Source organism: Streptomyces sp. NPDC050315, from assembly GCF_040655775.1.
GTDB lineage: Bacteria > Actinomycetota > Actinomycetes > Streptomycetales > Streptomycetaceae > Streptomyces.
Map to the genome: position 1 here is coordinate 1 of NZ_JBFAKN010000008.1, position 17309 is coordinate 17309.

At 71.2% G+C, this 17309-nt stretch carries 12 protein-coding genes and 1 pseudogene; 10 read left to right on the forward strand and 3 right to left on the reverse strand.

Annotation, left to right across the window (positions count from 1 at the left end; genetic code table 11):
- Positions 1–152: 152 nt before the first annotated feature.
- Positions 153–1094 (reverse strand): LysR family transcriptional regulator, encoded by a 942-nt coding sequence (locus AB0I82_RS27460; RefSeq protein WP_363260031.1) that lies wholly within the window; start codon positions 1092–1094, stop codon positions 153–155.
- Between the two features lie 251 nt (positions 1095–1345).
- Here AB0I82_RS27460 and AB0I82_RS27465 point away from each other — a divergent pair, with 251 nt between their 5' ends.
- The 6 genes and pseudogenes from AB0I82_RS27465 to AB0I82_RS27490 all read left to right on the forward strand — a co-directional run.
- Positions 1346–1759 (forward strand): cupin domain-containing protein, encoded by a 414-nt coding sequence (locus tag AB0I82_RS27465; protein WP_363260032.1) that lies wholly within the window; start codon positions 1346–1348, stop codon positions 1757–1759.
- A 137-nt stretch (positions 1760–1896) separates the two neighbouring features.
- The gene (locus AB0I82_RS27470; RefSeq protein WP_363260362.1) at positions 1897–2352 is read left to right on the forward strand and encodes a cobalamin-dependent protein; all 456 of its coding nucleotides are present in this window, start codon (positions 1897–1899) and stop codon (positions 2350–2352) included.
- Positions 2349–3716: a methylaspartate mutase gene (locus AB0I82_RS27475; RefSeq protein ID WP_363260033.1), complete on the forward strand. Its 1368-nt coding sequence runs from the start codon at positions 2349–2351 to the stop codon at positions 3714–3716. Before AB0I82_RS27470 ends, AB0I82_RS27475 begins: the two co-directional genes overlap by 4 nt.
- Positions 3717–3722: 6 nt before the next feature.
- Positions 3723–5600, forward strand: a complete 1878-nt coding sequence (locus AB0I82_RS27480) for an FAD/NAD(P)-binding protein (RefSeq protein ID WP_363260034.1) — start codon at positions 3723–3725, stop codon at positions 5598–5600.
- On the forward strand, positions 5597–7288 hold the full coding sequence (locus AB0I82_RS27485; protein WP_363260035.1) for an AMP-binding protein: 1692 nt from the start codon (positions 5597–5599) through the stop codon (positions 7286–7288). The genes AB0I82_RS27480 and AB0I82_RS27485 overlap by 4 nt, the downstream gene beginning before the upstream one ends.
- Before the next feature lie 279 nt (positions 7289–7567).
- Positions 7568–8200 (forward strand): annotated as a pseudogene (locus AB0I82_RS27490) (transposase); the annotation flags it as partial.
- A 529-nt stretch (positions 8201–8729) separates the two neighbouring features.
- On the opposite strand, the gene AB0I82_RS27495 reads toward AB0I82_RS27490, so the two are convergent.
- Entirely contained in the window at positions 8730–10658 is a 1929-nt protein-coding gene (locus AB0I82_RS27495; RefSeq protein ID WP_363260036.1) for a GAF domain-containing protein, read from the reverse strand.
- Positions 10659–11014: 356 nt separating this feature from the next.
- Here AB0I82_RS27495 and AB0I82_RS27500 point away from each other — a divergent pair, with 356 nt between their 5' ends.
- Together AB0I82_RS27500 and pabB are read left to right on the forward strand one after the other, a co-directional pair.
- Positions 11015–11653 carry a 50S ribosomal protein L11 methyltransferase gene (locus AB0I82_RS27500; protein WP_363260037.1) on the forward strand — a complete coding sequence of 213 codons (639 nt, stop codon included), beginning with the start codon at positions 11015–11017 and terminating at the stop codon, positions 11651–11653.
- 18 nt (positions 11654–11671) lie between these two features.
- Positions 11672–13765 (forward strand): aminodeoxychorismate synthase component I, encoded by a 2094-nt coding sequence (pabB, locus tag AB0I82_RS27505; protein ID WP_363260039.1) that lies wholly within the window; start codon positions 11672–11674, stop codon positions 13763–13765.
- A gap of 15 nt (positions 13766–13780) precedes the next feature.
- On the opposite strand, the gene AB0I82_RS27510 is transcribed toward pabB, so the two are convergent.
- Complete coding sequence (locus tag AB0I82_RS27510; protein ID WP_363260040.1) at positions 13781–14719, reverse strand: transaldolase family protein; 939 nt, start codon at positions 14717–14719, stop codon at positions 13781–13783.
- Between the two features lie 359 nt (positions 14720–15078).
- On the opposite strand from AB0I82_RS27510, the gene AB0I82_RS27515 reads away from it, so the two are divergent.
- Positions 15079–15711, forward strand: a complete 633-nt coding sequence (locus tag AB0I82_RS27515; protein ID WP_363260041.1) for an HD domain-containing protein — start codon at positions 15079–15081, stop codon at positions 15709–15711.
- Positions 15712–15767: 56 nt separating this feature from the next.
- Positions 15768–17288 (forward strand): vanadium-dependent haloperoxidase, encoded by a 1521-nt coding sequence (locus AB0I82_RS27520; protein ID WP_363260042.1) that lies wholly within the window; start codon positions 15768–15770, stop codon positions 17286–17288.
- Positions 17289–17309 lie beyond the last annotated feature (21 nt).

Sequence of the window (17309 nt, forward strand, 5' to 3'; positions counted from 1 at the left end):
GTCGGTGGTGCCGCCCACCCTTCTTTGTGGTGTTCTCCCCGCGCGGGGCGGTTCCCCGCCCTCCCACTCTTCGCCCCCCCCCGTCGGTGTCGGGGCCCGGGACTCTTCGTGCCTGGCGGCTGCTCTCCGCAGTGTCAGGCGAGCACCGGGACTCAGGCGGGCACCGGGACCGGAAGCGCCACCCGGCGGGCCAGTTCGAGCGTGGCCGCGAGCACCGGCGGCAGCCAGGACCGGCCGTTCCAGATCATCCGTACGACGTGGCGCTCGCCCGGCACGTCCCGCAGAATACCCACTTCACCGCTCTCGATTTCCCTGGCCACCATCTCGCGCGGCAGCATCGCGATGCAGGGGCCAGTGCGCATGAGTTCGAGAGCGCCGCGCACCGAACCGACCGGAAGAAACTCCGACTCGATTCCGTAGCGCTGCCGGATGGCCTCGCGAAGCCTTTCCGGAGAGCCGCTTCCGGAATCCACTCTCAGGATTCGCACGGTCTTTCCCGGGGCTTCCCCATGGGGCCGTCGGGATACGCTTACCGCGCCTTCATCGAGGGAATCGGAGAGTTCCCTCCCTGCCACCGCCATGAGCTCGACGGTGCGTAGGTCCTCGCTGTGCAGGCCGGCTTGCCGGGGGAATTTCTGGTCGGCGGACGAAAGTACCAGTCCCATGTCCAGGCGGCTCGCGCCGATTTCCTCGGAGATCCGTGCGGAGTCCATTCCGACCGGACAGAGCTCCAGCTTGGGATAACGGTACCGGCATTCCAGGATCAGCCGGGTCAGCTCCTGGTCGACGGTGAGCGCCGAGGCCCCGACGGAGATCCGGCCGCTGATCTCACGGCCGCCGGCCAGGGACACCGACAACTCGTTCACCAGGCCGAAGATGCGGGTGGCGTAGTCGTGGAAGGTCTCGCCGTCCGGAGTGGGCCGGACCCCGTGCGGCAGCCGCTGGAACAGCGCGGTGCCGGCCTGCGCCTCCAGTGCGCGGATGTGCGCCGTCACGGTCGACTGCGAGTAACCGAGGTTCCGCCCCGCCTTGGTGAGACTTCCGGTGCGTACCACCTCCAAGAAGGTTCTCACCTGGTACAGCGCAATCTCCATGGTCAGCCTCCACGAATTGATACAGGCCCCATTTTGTCGGGGAGCCGTGCGGCGACGGCAGGACATCCCCGGACTTAGTCAACTCGACGGAGTTCACCGCTGGTGCGACAAAGTCCAAGGGGTGCCGAGGAGTGGCATTCCGTTATCGGTTCTTCCGCTGCCCCCCATCGGAATCAAGCGCCAACTGCACCCTTACGGTCTGTATAGATTCGCTTTCGGCACCTCATTTCTTCGACCAGAGTGGATAACGCATGTCCGAGATCGAATACATCAAGAACGTCTTCCGCAGCGGCTTCGAACTGGACGACATCGAATGGTCGTCATGGGACGAGCCGGGCCGCGCAGGCGTCGAGCACCACGTCCTGTGGGCGCCGGACGCGGAGAGCGGAGAGCAGTCGGTCGGCCTCCTGCTGCGCTTCCCGCCGACCGCGCACGGCGACTTCCACGAACACCTCGGCTACGAGCTGATGCTCGTGCTCGACGGCCGGCTGGACCACAGCGACGGCACGTCGTACGTCAAGGGCGACCTGGTCGTCGAAGGCCCCGGCACCCGGCATCAGATGTCCAGCGCCGTTGGGTGCACCGTCCTCGCCATCCGGACCCGGCCGGCCGAGGCGCGCGTCCCGCAGGGCCCGATCCGTCCCGTGGGAGCTGCCGCCGCCTGACCCGGCCGCCGCTTCCCGGCACGTCGACCGGCCCCCTGTCCGGCGCCGTTGCACAACGGCCCGTCAGTTGAGAGAGGTTCATGTACCCGCCGTACCCGCCGCACTTGCCGTACCCGTCCGCGCCGACCGGCGACGCCCTGCCCGGTGTCCGAGGCAGCGGTCAACGCGTCCTGGTCTCCAGTGTCTCCTCCGACTCCCACACCTGGAACCTGGTCTTCCTGCAGCTCATGCTGGAAGAGCTGGGGCACGAGGTGATCAACATCGGTTCCTGCGTCCCCGACGACCTCCTGATCGCCGAATGCCGGCGTACCCGGCCCGACATGGTGGTGATCAGCAGCGTCAACGGCCACGGCCATCTGGACGGACGCCGCGTCATCGCCCGGTTGCGCGCCCAACCGGACCTGACCGGCCTGCCGGTGGTCATCGGCGGAAAGCTCGGTACCCGCGGCGCGGAGAACAGGGCGTACGGGCCGGAGCTGCTCGCCGCCGGTTTCGACGCGGTCTTCGAGGACACGGCCGGTGTCGCCCCGTTCCGCCGTTATCTGGAGGAGGCCATGCGGCCCGCCCTCGTGGCCGCGGGGGGACCCCGGTGAGCCTCCTGCTCGCGGGTGGCGCCCCGGCGGCCCCGCGGCGGCGTACCACCGCGCCCTTCGGGGCCGCGGTGGCCGCCGCCGCGGCGGGCGGCCGGCTGATCGTCCAGCCCCGTATGGGCTTCCCCGACGTGCCGGGCATGCTGACCGGCCTGCGGGCCGTGCACGCCGCCGAAGCCACCACCGTCGGGACGATCACCCTCGACAGCTACACCCGGGTCGGCGACCACGCCTCCGCGCGGAAGGCCCTCGACGACCGCAGCGACCTCAATGGCTTCCCGATCGTGGCACATGGCGCGGAGACCACCCGCCGCATGATCGGCGAGGTGGGTGCGGGCGCCGGCTTCGCGATCCAGGTGCGCCACGGCTCGTCGCTGCCCCTGGGCATCGTCCGGGCCCTGCTCGACGCGGGGCTCGACGCCACCGAGGGCGGTCCCGTCTCGTACTGCCTGCCCTACAGCCGGACCCCGCTGGCACAGGCGGTGGACGCCTGGGCCGACAGCTGCGAACTGCTCGCCGACCAGGTGGAGGGAGCGCACCTGGAGAGCTTCGGCGGGTGCATGCTCGGTCAGCTGTGCCCGCCGAGCCTGCTCGTCGCGATCTCGCTGCTGGAGGGACTCTTCTTCCGGCAGCACGGTCTGCGCAGTGTGTCGCTCAGCTACGCCCAGGGCACCAGCTTCGCCCAGGACGTCGACGCGATCGGCGCCCTGCGCCGGCTGGCCGGCGAGTTCCTCGGCGACCTGCAGTGGCACGTCGTCCTCTACACCTACATGGGGGTCTTCCCGCGCACTCCGGCCGGGGCACTGTCCCTGCTGCGCGACAGCGCGGTGCTCGCCGCGGTGACCGGCACGGAGCGGTTGATCGTCAAGACTCCGGCGGAAGCGCACCGCATCCCCACCGTGGCCGACAACATCCATGCGCTGCAGGAAGCCGCCCGGGCCGCGGAGGACGCCGCCGGCCTGCCGCCCGGGCTCCTGGGCGTGGACGCCGGTACCGCGCGGGGCGACAACCCCGTGTACGCCGAGGCCCGGGCACTGGTGGACGCGGTGCTCGACCTCGACGCCGATGTGGGCAAGGCCCTGCTGCGCGCCTTCGCCAAGGGCTACTTGGACGTGCCGTACTGCCTGCACACCGACAACGCCCAGCGCTCGCGCAGCTGCATAGCACCCGACGGCACTTTGCAGTGGTTGTCCGTCGGATCGATGCCCCTGACCGCGGCCTCCGGGGCCGGCCCGCGACGCCTGCGCGCCGAAGACTTCCTGGACATGCTCAGCCACGTCCAACGGCGTTATGACGACGCCGCGTTGGAGGAGCTGCCCACGGACACGGCCCGCACTCCGTTCCCCACCGCCCTCGCTAAGGACTGACCGATCGTGTTCCCAGACAGCAGCAGACGCCCGGCACTCACCCTCGCCATCATCGGCTCCGGACCGCGCGGCCTGTCCGTGCTCGAACGGCTCGCCGTTCGTCTCGCGGCCCCGGAACTCGCCGACCGCATCGTGCGCATCCATGTCATCGACGCGGTGGAGATGGGGGCCGGCCGCATCTGGCGCACCGACCAGGACGAGTGGTTCACCATGAACACCGTCGTCGGCCAGGTGACCATGTACTCCGGAGTCCCCGACGGCGGCCCCGCGCGGCCGGGCGCGGGCCCTTCCCTCGGAGAGTGGATCGCGCAGCGTGCCGAGGAGCACGGGGAGCCCCTGCTCGGCCCCGACGACTACGCCTCGCGGCGCCGGTACGGCCAGTACCTGCGCGCGGTCCACCGATCGATCGCCGACCATCTGCCGGCCGACGTCGAGCTCGTCGAGACGCGGGGCCGGGTCACGTCGATGGCCGCGGTTCCGGACGGCGGCTACGCCCTCGAACTGGACCGCTCGCCGTACCTCATCGATGCCGACAAGGTCCTCATTGCCACCGGGCACCCGGAGAACGCCCCGGACGCCCACGAACAGCACCTGCTCGACTTCGCGGACCGGCACCCCGGCATCACTTACCTGTGCGGCGACTCCGCCGCCGACATGCCCCTGTCCGTGGCGGACATCGCCCCGGGCAGCACCGTCGGGATCCGCGGCATGGGCCTGTCCTTCTACGATGTGATGCTCTCGCTGACCGTGGGCCGCGGTGGCACCTTCGGCCGTGACGACGAGGGCCGCCTCCGCTACGTGCCCAGCGGGCTCGAACCACGGATCGTCGCAGGGTCGCGCAGCGGGCTGCCCATACCGGCCCGGGGCCGCAACCAGAAGCGCCCCGATCACATGTACCGGCCGCGGTTCCTCACCAAGGAGGCGGTGGCTGCCGCACGTGAGCGCCGCCACCGGACCACGGGCACCGACCGGCTCCATTTCGACATGGACGTCCGGCCGCTTCTGCTGAAGGAGCTCGACCATGTGTACCGCGCCGCACACGAGGCGTCGGGCAGTACCGAGCCGCTGCCGCCTCTGGACCTCCGGGCGCTCGCCCGTCCTTTCAAGGACGCCCGGTTCGACAGCCCCGATGCCTTCCGTACCCGGCTCCTGGAGGTCATGCGTGCGGACCTCGCCCAGGCCGCGCTGGGCAACGTGGACGGGCCGCTGAAGGCCGCGCTCGACATCCTGCGGGACATCCGCAACGTGGTCAGGGAGGCCGTCGACTTCGGTGGGCTGCACCCCGACTCGCACGCGGAGGAGTTCCAACGGGACTTCCTTCCGGTCAACGCACTGCTCTCCGCCGGTCCGCCCGCCGAACGCGTGGCACAGCTGGTCGCGCTCATCGAGAGCGGGCTCGTCGACATCGCCGGACCCGCCACGCGGTTCGCGGCCGACGAGGGCCGGCAGGCCTTCCGGATCGACTCACCCCAGGTGGCCGGCTCCGAACGCCTCGCGCAGACCCTGATCGATGCCCGTATCCCCGACCCGGACGTGCACCGGGACCGGTCCTCGCTGACCAGGTCCCTGCTGGCCGAGGGCCTGGTCAGCGAGTACGTACGCACGGAACCGAAGTCGGGCCTGAGCCGGTCCACCGGCGGCCTCAATGTGACCACGGCGCCGTTCCACGTGATCGGCGCGGACGGCTCGGTGCGCGACGATCTGTACGCCCTGGGCATCCCGACCGAGCACGTCCGCTGGTTCACCCAGGTGGGCAGCGGCAAGCCCGGCCTGAACACGCTGTTCCGCCAGGACGCGGACGCGATCGCCGCCGACATGCTGCGCACACTGCGGGCCGCGCCCGAGACGCAGCTCATGGCGATGAGCGCGGGGAGCACGGCATGAGTGTCCACGACCGGCAGGCGAGCCGCGCCTTCCGAGAGGCCCGCGACCTCCTGCTCGCCCACCACGGTGATCCCGAGGGCGCGCGTGCGGCCTTCACCTGGCCCGCCCTCACCCACTTCAACTGGGCTTTCGACTGGTTCGACGTGATCGCCGAGGGCAATCGCAAGACCGCACTCCATCTCGTGGGCCCGCGTCCGGCGGATGACGAGCGCATCTCCTTCGAGGAGTTGTCCCGCCGCTCCGACCAGGTCGCCCACTGGCTGCGGGAGGCCGGTGTCCGCCGGGGGGACCGGCTGCTGCTCGCCCTGTTCAACGGCCGTCCCCTGTGGGAGACGATGCTCGCGGCGATCAAACTGGGCGCGGTGGTGGTACCCACCTACGCCACGGCCACCACGGACGACCTCGCCGACCGGCTGCGCCGGGCCCGGGTGCGGCATGTCCTCGCCGACGCGGCCCTCACCGAACGGTTCGCCCGGCTGACCGGCGACTGGACCCGCATCGCCACTGGCGGGCGGGTGCCGGGCTGGCTGTCGTACGAGGACTCGTGGACCGCGGACCGGAGCCGCTACGTGCCGGACGTCCGTACGCGCGCCGACGATCCGCTGTTCCTGTACTTCACCTCCGGCACCACCGCACGGCCCAAGATGGTGGGCCACACCCACACCAGCTATCCCGTCGGCCATCTGTCCGGGATGTTCTGGAACGGGGTCAGGTCGGGCGACGCCCATCTGAACATCTCGGCGCCGGGATGGGCCAAACACGCCTGGAGCTCGTTCTTCGTCCCGTGGAACGCGGAGGCCACGGTCACCGCGCTGACCTGTCCGAACCCCGCACCGGAGCACATCCTGGAGGTGCTGCGCACCCGGGACATCACCAGCTTCTGCGCCCCTCCCACGGTGTGGCGCGGCCTGCTGGCCGCGGGGCTCGGCGCACCGCCGCCGCTGCTGCACGAGGCGACCTGTGCCGGCGAACCGCTGGAGGCGTCCCTGGTCGACCGGGTCGCACGTGCCTGGGACGTGCGAGTGCGGGACGGCTACGGCCAGACGGAGACCACCGCGCAGCTCGGGCACGCTCCGGGCTCCGGCGCGGAGCCGGGCACGATGGGGCGCCCGCTGCCGGGTTACACCGTGGTCGTCGTGGATCCGGCCTCGGGCCGGCCCGTCGAGCCCGGCGGCACCGGGGAGTTGTGCCTGGACCTGACGGACCGGCCGGCGGGCCTGATGACCGGGTACCTCGACGACGAGGAGAAGACCGCGAAGGCGTTCGCCGGGGGCCGCTACCACACCGGCGACCTGGTCACCCTGGGCGCCGACGGCTCCTTGCGCTATGCCGGCCGGGACGACGACATGTTCAAGTCGTTCGATCACCGCATCTCCCCGCTGGAGCTGGAGCGCGTACTGCTTCGCCATCCGGCCGTGGCCCAGGCCGCGGTGGTGCCCGTGCCCGATCCTGTCGGGCTGTGGGTGCCCAAGGCGTTCGTCGTGCTCGCGCCCGGCACGCTCGACCGGGACGAGGCCGCACGCGCGTTGCTGGACTTCGCGGCCGTCGAACTCTCTCCGGAGAAGGCCGTCAGGGTGCTGGAGTTCGCCTCCCGGCTGCCCATGACGGTGTCGGGAAAGGTGCGGCGTGCGGCGTTGCGCGCGGCCGGCACGCTCGGCGGTCCGGAGGTGCGTGCCGTCCCGGCCTGACGACGGTGCTCCGCTCACCACCCCGTGATCTGCCCGGCGGGGAGCATCCGCGCAGGTGGGGCCGTGTGGTGGTGAGCGGCCCAGCGTCTGATCGCGCAGTGGGGTGCCGGTGGCACATCGTCCGCGCCCCTCCCGGCGACCACTGTTGTTCCGGCCAAGAGGCAGTGAGCGACAGAGGCACAGGGGGATGTCGTGAGTGAGATCGTTTCCACCGGACTTGTGAGGCGCGGCGACGGGCATGACGGGAACCCGGTCCAGGCGGCGCTGGTCACCGAACTGATGGGGGCCGTGCTGCCGCCGTCCCTTCAACGCAGGGACCAGCGCACCAAGGGTGAGCAGTACGTGCGCGGACTGCTGACGGTCGAGGGCCGGAAGTCCATGCGCAGCATCGCCACGCTGATCGGCGGCAGCGCGGCGGAGCAGAGCATGCACCACTTCATCAGCGCCTCCACCTGGGACTGGAGGCCCGTGCGGGAGGCGCTCGCGCACCATCTGCACCGGGTCGCGGCGCCGCGGGCCTGGGTGGTCCAGCCCCTCGCCATCCCCAAGCTGGGTGACCGGTCGGTGGGCGTGGAGGCGTCCACGGGGGCGGGGGCCGACGGACCGGGGGCGGGCCAGTACGCCTTCGGTGTGTGGTTCGCGTCCGACGAGCTGAGCGCGCCGGTCAACTGGCGTCTGTTCCTGTCGGACCGCTGGACGGAGGACCCTGCGCGCCGCCGGCGTGCGGGCATCCCTCCAGAGGTGATCAGCGAGACTCGCGAGGAGTGTGCGGCGGCATCGGTCCTGGAGGCGATGCGGACCTGGCAGGTGCCGACGCGGCCGGTGGTCTTCGACGTGGCCGGGGCGGGCTTCCGCCGTCTGATCACGGGGTTCGATGCCGCTTCCGTCCCGCTGCTCGCCCGGGCCGGTGCCCTGACGGTCCTGGAGGTGGCCGAGCCGGCACTGCCGGGCTACGGTGCCGGGCCGCTCGGTGTGCGCCACATCCTGGAGTCGGTCAAGGGACTGCGGCGCCCCGTCGAGTGGACCGACCACCTCACGGGGCGCCGGCGCACCTCCTTGGTCGCCGCGGTCCAAGTGACCCTGCCCGAGGGCGGGCACCGGGGGGCGGGCCGCCCCGCGTCGCCGGGTGCGCCGCGGGACCGGCGGCCGCTGCTCGTCGTGGGCGAGTGGCAGGATCCCTCTATGCCGCCGGCCCACATCTGGCTCACCGGCATGACCCGGGTCCCGGCGCACGAACTGCTGCACCTGACGAAGCTGGGCGGACGGGTCGCGCGCGACGCCGAGACGGTGGGCGGGCGGATCGGGCTGCGGGACTTCGAGGGCCGGTCGTTCGGCGGCTGGCACCGCCACATGACGCTGGCGTCGGTGGCCCATGCCGTGACCGTGCTGTCGCGCGAGGCGAGGGCCTTGGCCCCCGTGTACGCGCTGCCGGCCCACCGGTTCAGCGGTGTACGGCCGAGTCGGCAGCCCGTGCGGTCACGGTGTGCCGGATCCGGTGCAGTCGCAGTGCCAGCTGTACCTCAAGGAGCTGCGTGGAGTCCTGCCATCCGTCGCCGAGGAGTTCGGTGATCCGCTCCAGCCTGCGGGCCACGGTGTTGGGGTGGACGTGGAGGGTGTCGGCGGCGCGGGTGGGGCTGCTGCCGTGCGCGAAGTACGCCTCCAGGGTGCGGGTCAGTTCGGTGCCCTGCTGCGTGTCGTAGTCCAGTACCGGGCCGATGACGTCCGCGATGAAGACGGCCGTGTTGGGCTGGTCGGACAGGAGCAACCCCAGGAAGCCCAGCTCACGTGTCGAAGCGGTGCCGCCGACGGAGCCGAGGGAGATCAGTGCGTCGACACACCGCCGCGCTTCCCGGTACGCGTCGGTGAGGTCCTTGGCGTCGGTGACGGGACCCGCCGAGCCGACTGTCGCCGGCTTGCCGAGTGCCGCGGACAGCTCCGCGGCCACGGCCCGCCCAACGGCCGCGGGGTCGACTCCGGGCAGCAGCAGGACGATCTCGTCGCTCTCCACGCTTTTGACGCCGGCTCGTTGATGCGCGTAGGAGGAGGCCCAGAAGGCGGCCCTGCCGGGGGAGTCGCCCTCCGGACGTGCCACCACGAGGACGTGGGGGCGGCTGAGGTCGACGGAGAGCCTGCGCGCGCGGTCGTCCAGCTGTTTGGCCGACAGCTGCCCGCCATGGAGGAGATCGTGGAACACGTCGCTGCGGGCCTGGCCCTCGGCGAGACTGGTGCTGCGCTGGAGCAGGACGGAGACGGCGGTGGCCTGGGCGACCAGGGACAGCAGCTGGACCTGCCGGTCGTCGAAGGGCCGGTTCGGTACGAGCACGAGTGTGCCGAGCAGCTCCTCCCCGGCCATGACGGGCCAGACCCAGGTGCCGCCGGACATCTCGACCGGCGTCCGACCGGCGTGGGACTCCATCGCGGCCTTGCGGATCCCGGCCTCGTCGAGCCCGGGGACGGTGTTCATCGTGAGGTTCGTACCACTGGGGTCACGCACCAGCAGAGTGCCGTCGAGCAGCTCGCCGATCGCGTCGACCAGCGTGTGCAGGTCGCCGCCGCGCAGCACCAGGTCGATCAGCCGGGTGTGTGCGGAGTTGAGCTGCCGGGCCGAGGCGGAGGAGTCCTCGGCGCGGGAGGCGTGCCGGCTGAGTTCGCTCAGTTCGTGCTGCGCCTGGTCGTGCAGCCGGGCCTTCTCGATGGCCACCGCGGCCAGGTCTCCCAACGACGACATCAGCGTGATCTCGTCCGGTGCGAACCGGCGCACCTGCCGCTGCGCCGCATAGAGCACACCGAGAATCGCGCCCTCCTTGCGCAGCGGCACGGCGAGCAGGGCACGCAGGCCCTCGGCCCGCACCGCGTTGTGGGTGACCTCCGCCTGGGGGATCCGCTGGTCGTTGAGGTAGTCGGCGGTCCAGACGGGGGCGGCGCGTTCGGTGACCATGTTGCCGAGGCCGCCCGTCGTGGGCGTCCGCATGCCCACGCTGAGCATGCTGATGTGCCCCTCGGCGGCGCGCACCACCGAATGGCCGCCCTCGCGGTCGTGGATCGACACCCAGGCCATGTCCAGGTTCAGCAGGAAGCGCGCCCGGCGCGCGATGACGTTGAGCAGCCCGTCCAGGTCGTACGGAAGAGTCAGCTCCCGGGCGGTGTCGACGAGCGCGGCGAGGCCGACCTGACGCCTGTGGTGGAGGGACATCGTCTCGTGCACCTGCAGGGCCAGGCGTTGGGCCCGTTCCAGGTTTTCGATGTGCGCGGGGTCCGAGCCCGCGGCGCGCGCTCGGCGCACGGGCTCCTCGAAGCGGTCCGGCGGCGCGTTCTCGGCCAGCAACTCCAGGAGTTCGATGAGTTCGTGCAGCTCACTGGGCTCGCGCATGTCCTCTGTCCCTTCACTGTGGCGGTTTTCGGCACATGCCTGCCCGCTTTGTGAAAAATAGAAGACTGGTGCATCTTGCGTCAACAGTTTGTTGAAAATGAATCCCCAGGTCAGAGGGGGTGTGAGGTGGCGAGAGCACCATCCGCCGCGGATCGGCCTGTTGCCGGACCACCTTCCGTCACCTCGCTCCGGACGACATTGTCCTGCCGTACACCTGATGTTGAGCGGTTACGACCAAGAGCTGCTAAAAGCTCTGTGGGGGGAATGTAATGTCGTCGCACATCCAGAGTTACGAGAGATCTGTCGAACGCAGCCGGATCTCCCTGACCAGGGAAGATCGGCCGGACGTCTTCCGCATGTCCGACAGGGAATGGGACCTGCTCGACGAGGTGTTCACGCCCGTCTACTCGCCGTCCACCGGAGTGGGAGTCGACTTCCTCGGCCTCGCCGACGCCACCACCGCCGAGATCGGGCAGTCGTTCCTCGACGTCGGCACCGGCAGCGGGGTGATCGCGGTCCTCGCGGCGCTCGCCGGCGCGGACCGGGTCGTCGCCCTGGACATCAACCCGAAGGCCGTGCGCAACGCGGAGCTGAACGCCGTGCGCCACCGCGTCGCGGACCGGGTGCGCGCCCTGCACAGCGATCTCTTCTCCGGGCTCCGTCCCGACGAGCGGTTCGACACGGTCTTCTGGAGCTCCAACTACGTGCGGGCGCCCGAAGGGTACGAGTACGGCTCCCTCCACGAGTACGCCTACGTGGACGCCGGCTACCGCACCCACCAGCGGTTCCTGGCCGAGGCCCCGGACCGCCGCACACCGGGCGGCAGGGCTCTGCTCCACTTCAGCAGCCGTGGCGACGTGGCCGCACTGCACCGGATCGCCGCCGAGAGCGGCCGCGAACTGCGCACGGTCGACAGCGTCGAGGTGCTCGAAGGCGAGTACGGCAGCGATCTCGTCGAGCACATGCTCCTCGAAATCCTCCCCATCAACCGCTGACCCGGAAGAACTCACCTCGTGCGCACACTGCTCGTCGACAACTACGACTCATTCACGTACAACCTCCATCACTACGTCACCGAGGCGACCGGCACCGAGCCGCTCGTCGTCCGCAACGACGACCCCGACTGGCACCCGGACATGCCGTCCGGATTCGACGCCGTCATCGTGTCGCCGGGGCCCGGCAACCCGGGCCGGGAAAGCGACTTCGGGATCTGCCGACAGCTGATCGAGCGGGCCGAGGTACCCCTGCTCGGCATCTGCCTCGGTCACCAGGGCATCGCCCTCGCCCACGGCGCCACGGTCGACCGGGCGCCGGAGCCACGACACGGGCGCGTCTCGCCCGTGCTGCACGACGGCACGGACCTGTTCCGGGGCATGCCGTCACCCCTGGAGGTGGTGCGCTACCACTCGCTCGCGGTGACCGGGCTGCCGCCCGAGCTCGAAGCCACCGCCCACACCCCGGACGGGGTGCTGATGGGGCTGCGGCACCGGACCCGGCCGATGTGGGGAGTGCAGTTCCACCCCGAGTCCGTCTGCACCGAATACGGCAAACGCCTCATCCGGAACTTCGTCGACCTCGCCGGTGGACGCGCCGGCCGCGCGCCGGCCCGGCCGCGGCCGGGCACGGCCCGGGCCGCGGCGGCCATCCCCCGCACGCCCGCGGCCAGGCATGAACTGCGGGTGCTGACCCGGCAGGTGACCACGGAGTGGGGCGAGGAGGAGACGTACGACCGGCTCTTTCGAGGGCAGCCGCACGCGTACTGGCTCGACAGCAGTGGTCACACTCCGGCGCGCGGACGCTTCTCGGTCATGGGCGACGCGTCCGGGCCGCTGGGCCGGGTGGCGACCGCCGACGTGTCGAGCGGCACCGTCACCGTCACCTCACGGTCCGGCACCGAGGTGGTGGGTGGCCGCTTCCTCGACTGGCTCGACCGCGACCTGCGCGAGCGGCGCACCCACCTCCCGGAGCTGCCCGGTGACTTCGCGCTGGGCTGGGTCGGCTACCTCGGCTACGAGCTCAAGGCCGAGTGCGGCGGCGACACCGTGCACCGCTCCGCGGAGCCCGACGCCGTCATGGTGTTCACCGACCGTGCCGTGGTGCGCGACCATCTCACCGGCCGGACCCGGCTGCTCGCCCTGATCGACGAGGACGGGCCGGCCGCGGACCACGAGCGGGCCCACGACTGGCTCGCGGACACCGCCGCCCTCCTGACCGGCCCCGCCCCCGCGCGGCTCGCCCCACCGGTGCCGCCTGCCGAACCGGCCGAAGCGGTGCTGCGCCACGACCGCGGCGCCTACCTGGAGCTGATCGATGCCTGCCAGGAGGAACTGGCCGCGGGCGAGACGTACGAGGTGTGCCTCACCAACCTGGCCGAGGTACGCGGCAGCGTCGATCCGTGGGAGGGGTACCGGCTGCTGCGCCGCGCCAGTCCCGCGCCGTACGCGGCGCTGCTGCAGTTCGACGGGCTCTCGGTGCTCAGCAGTTCACCCGAGCGTTTTCTCACCGTCTCCGGTGACGGTCTGATCGAGTCCAAGCCGATCAAGGGCACCAGGCCGCGCGGCGCCACCGCCGAGGAGGACGCCGCGCTCGTCGCCGATCTGCTCGGCAACGAGAAGGACCGCGCCGAGAACCTGATGATCGTCGACCTGGTGCGCAACGACATCGGCCGCTGCGCCCGACCCGGCACCGTCCGGGTCACCGGCCTGTTCGAGGTGGAGAGTTACGCGACCGTGCACCAGTTGGTCAGTACGGTGCAGGGCCGGCTCGCCCCGGGACACAGCGCGGTGGACTGCGTGCGCTCGGCGTTCCCCGCCGGCTCCATGACCGGTGCCCCGAAAGTGCGCACCATGCGCATCATCGACCGGCTGGAGGGCGGACCGCGCGGCGTCTATTCCGGCGCGCTCGGTTACTTCTCGCTCTCCGGGGCGGCCGATCTCAGTGTGGTCATCCGTACCGCCGTCGTCACCGCCGAGCGCGTCACGTACGGCGTCGGCGGCGCGATCGTCACGTTGTCCGACGCGGCGGCGGAGTTCGAGGAGACCGTGGTCAAAGCCGCACCGCTGCGGAGCCTGACCGGAGCCGAGCCGGCGCGCCCGCGGGCGCGTTAGGCCGGCCGGCCTTCGTCAGCGTCCGGCGCTCCAGGCCCGGCGGCGGCGGGTCAGCTCCGCTGTGACGGGCTGATCCGCCGTGCCACGGCCGGACTCGGCGGGCGGGAGCGCGGCCGGCTCCCGCCCGCTCTCCCGGTGCCTGTTCAGCAGTGCGTCACCGGCCAACACGGCGGTCCTCGCGGCCTCTTCGAGCATGCCGGGCGTGAAGACCATTCCGGTGTTCCAGCCGACCAGGTGGGCCGCGTGGTGGGGCCGCAGGTCCGTCCACAGCAGGGCCGGCGGACGGGCCCGGCCGGCCCTGAGGACCCGCCACCATGTGCTGTCGAGGCGCCGTTCCCGCATCCGGTACAGCAGCCGGGCCGTGGCGACACCTGCCGACGGGGGCGCGGCCGTACCGTCGAGGAGGCCCACCGGGCACGACAGGACGGTCCTGATGTGCTGGAGGTCGTAGCCCTTGATCAGGGCCCGTTCCATCCCGGTCAGGAACGCGTCGAAGACCCGGTCGCACTGCCACGTGGTGCAGATCAGCGTGGCGTCCACCTGCACCCCCTGGGCCAGGCACGCCACGATGGCCTCGGTTCCCGCCTCCGTGGCGGGAATCTGCACCAGGAGGTTGTCCCGGCCCACGGCGGTATACAGCGAGCGCGAGGCCGACACGAGGCCCTCGGTGTCGTGGGCGAGTGCCGGGTCCAGCGGCACGGACACATGACCGGTGGGGCCGCCCCGTGGCGAGACCGGCCCTCCCAGGCGTTCGCACAGCAGGCGCACGGTCGCGGGGTCGGGCGGCACGTCGCCGTGCAGGGCCATGCCGAGCACGGCTCCCCGAGTGGCTGCGCGGGCGTACGGCAGGAGCTGCGCCGGGTCGGCACTCGTCGACCGGTCCGGCGTCAACCACGTCTGGACGCCCTCGGCAGCGAGTTGCTCCATGAATCCGACGGCCGCTTGGCTGATCATGCGTCGGAGCCTAGGCAGGGCCCGCCGGCCCGGCCAGCCGGGTTCCCGTACTTCGTCACCTGGCCTGCGAACCCCGGTTTCTCCACGCGGCATGTGACGAAGTCGCGCCGGCGGCACACCGGGGCGCCGGACGCCGCCCTACTGTCTTGCCCGTCACCGCCGGGAAGCGCCGGCCGGCGGCGCGGAACGCCGCTCCGCCGGGCGTACGGACACCGCCGTCTCCGGGCCCCGTACACATCCATCGGCCCCTCGCCGGCTCCCCGGTCTTCGGGAGCACGCACGGCCATCACGGGCCGTCATCCCCGCGCTCACCGGCAACCACCCAGGGCCCCAGGGCCCGCAGAAAGAAAGGTCCACCAGTGACCATCGCCGACGTGAAGGTTCCCGACAGCGCCCTGGCCAAGGAAGCCACCGAGCTGGTGCGCGACTCGGCAGACGAGCTGATCTTCCACCACTCCCGCCGGGTCTACCTCTTCGGCGCCCTGCAGGGGAACCGCCGCGGTCTCCAGTACGACCCCGAACTGCTCTACGTGGGCGCCATGTTCCACGACCTGGGCCTGACCGAGAAGCACCGCGGCTCCACCCGCCGCTTCGAGATCGACGGAGCCGAGGACGCCAAGGACTTCCTGCTCTCGCACGGCGTCCCGCAGGACTCGGCCCGAGTCGTGTGGGAGGCCATCGCCCTGCACACCACTCCCGAGATCCCCACCTGCATGGCCCCGGAGATCGCCCTGGTCACCGCCGGCGTCGAGCTGGACGTCCTGGGCATCGGTTACGACGACATCACCGACGAGCAGCGCGCCGCCGTGGTCGCGGCCCACCCGCGCCCCGACTTCAAGCGCCGCATCCTGCAGGCCTTCAACGGCGGCATCGCCCACCGCCCGGACACCACATTCGGCAACGTCAAGGCCGATGTCCTGGAGCGCTACACCGAGGGGTACGTCCGGCCGAACTTCGTCGACGTCATCACCGGCTCCCGCTGGGCCGAGTGACGACCACCCACCACCCCACCGACTCCCCCCCCCGAGAAAGGCCCCGTGAGACCTTCATGAAGTTCCTCCGGCCCCGGCCCACCCCGCTCAGACAATGGGCGGTCTTCGGCACCCTCACCGCCATGACCCTCGCCACCGCGGTCACCGGCCCCGCGTCCGCGGCGTCGCACGACACCCCGGCGACCCCGGTGGCGGCCCGGACCGCCACGGACGGCGGCAACGTCGTCCTCCAGTGGAACGCCCGGACCGTCGCCGCCATGAAGGCCAACGCGAAGGCGACGGGGCACAACACCCCGCCGCCGGTCGGCGGGCGCACCCTCGGCATCGTCCACAACGCGATCTACGACGCCTGGGCCGCGTACGACCACCACGCGGTCGGTACCCAGCTCGGCGGGGACCTGCGCCGCCCGCAGGCCGAGCGTACGTACGCCAACAAGCGCGAGGCGATCAGCTTCGCCGCGCACCGCGCTCTGAGCGACCTGTTCCCCGCACAGCGGGCCACGTTCGACGAGAAGCTGCGCTCCCTCGGCTACGATCCGGCCGAGGTCGAGGGCGCCGCGGGGGACTCGCCTGCCGGCATCGCCGTCACCGCCACCGACGCCCTGCTCAAGGTGCGCCACGAGGACGGCTCCAACCAGCTCGGCACGCCGCCGTACGCCCCGCCGCCCGGCTCGTACACGCCGGTCAACGCGCCGCAGGACGTCAACGACTTCGACAAGGACAAGCTGGTCGCCCCGGACCGCTGGGCGCCGCTCACCACCGCCGACGGCAAGACGCAGTCCTTCATCACGCCCCAGTTCGCCGATGCCGAGCCGTTCCTGATCGACGACACCGCCACGTACCTGCCGCCGGCGCCGCCGAAGTACGGCACGCCGGAGGCCGACGCGGCGATCGAGAAGCAGATCGAGCGCAACGCCCACCTCACCGAGCGCCAGAAGGCCATCGCCGAGCACTGGCAGTGGCCGGGCGAGTCCTCGTCCGCCATCCCGCAGGTGTGGGCCAGGCACGTCTCCGAGCGCGACCGGCACTCGCTCGACCGCGACGTGAAGATGTTCTTCGCCCTGAACATCGCCGAGGCCGACGAGGCCGTCGTCGACTGGAACACCAAGCGCCACTACGACTACGGCCGCCCGATCACCATGATCCGGTACGCCAAGTCCGGTCAGGACATCAAGGGCTGGGCCGGCCCCGGCAAGGGCACCCGCACCATCGACGGCTCGACGTGGCGGCCGTATCTGAACACTCCGTCCTTCGCGGCCTACGGCTCCGGTCACACCGGCTTCACCTCCGCCGGCGCCGAGATGCTGAAGCTGTTCACCGGCTCCGACGAGTACGGCGGCAAGGGCGTCATCAAGGCCGGCTCGTCCACCATCGAGCCCGGCATGCCCACCAACGACGTACAGCTCGAATGGCCGACGTTCAGCGCCGCGGCCGAAGAGGTCGGCCACTCGCGGCTGTGGGGCGGTGTGCACTGGGAGTTCGACCACACCGAGGCCGACGCCCAGGGCCGCAAGCTCGCCCGTGACGTGTGGTCCGAGGCCAAGCAGTACTTCGACGGCACCCACCCGGACGCCTGACCCTGTTCCGGGCTCCATTTC

Coding starts and splice junctions, on each gene's coding strand:
- AB0I82_RS27460 (WP_363260031.1), bottom strand. CDS start 1,094: ATGGAGATTGCGCTGTACCAGGTGAGAACCTTCTTGGAGGTGGTACGC.
- AB0I82_RS27465 (WP_363260032.1), top strand. CDS start 1,346: ATGTCCGAGATCGAATACATCAAGAACGTCTTCCGCAGCGGCTTCGAA.
- AB0I82_RS27485 (WP_363260035.1), top strand. CDS start 5,597: ATGAGTGTCCACGACCGGCAGGCGAGCCGCGCCTTCCGAGAGGCCCGC.
- AB0I82_RS27495 (WP_363260036.1), bottom strand. CDS start 10,658: ATGCGCGAGCCCAGTGAGCTGCACGAACTCATCGAACTCCTGGAGTTG.
- AB0I82_RS27500 (WP_363260037.1), top strand. CDS start 11,015: ATGTCCGACAGGGAATGGGACCTGCTCGACGAGGTGTTCACGCCCGTC.
- AB0I82_RS27510 (WP_363260040.1), bottom strand. CDS start 14,719: ATGATCAGCCAAGCGGCCGTCGGATTCATGGAGCAACTCGCTGCCGAG.
- AB0I82_RS27520 (WP_363260042.1), top strand. CDS start 15,768: ATGAAGTTCCTCCGGCCCCGGCCCACCCCGCTCAGACAATGGGCGGTC.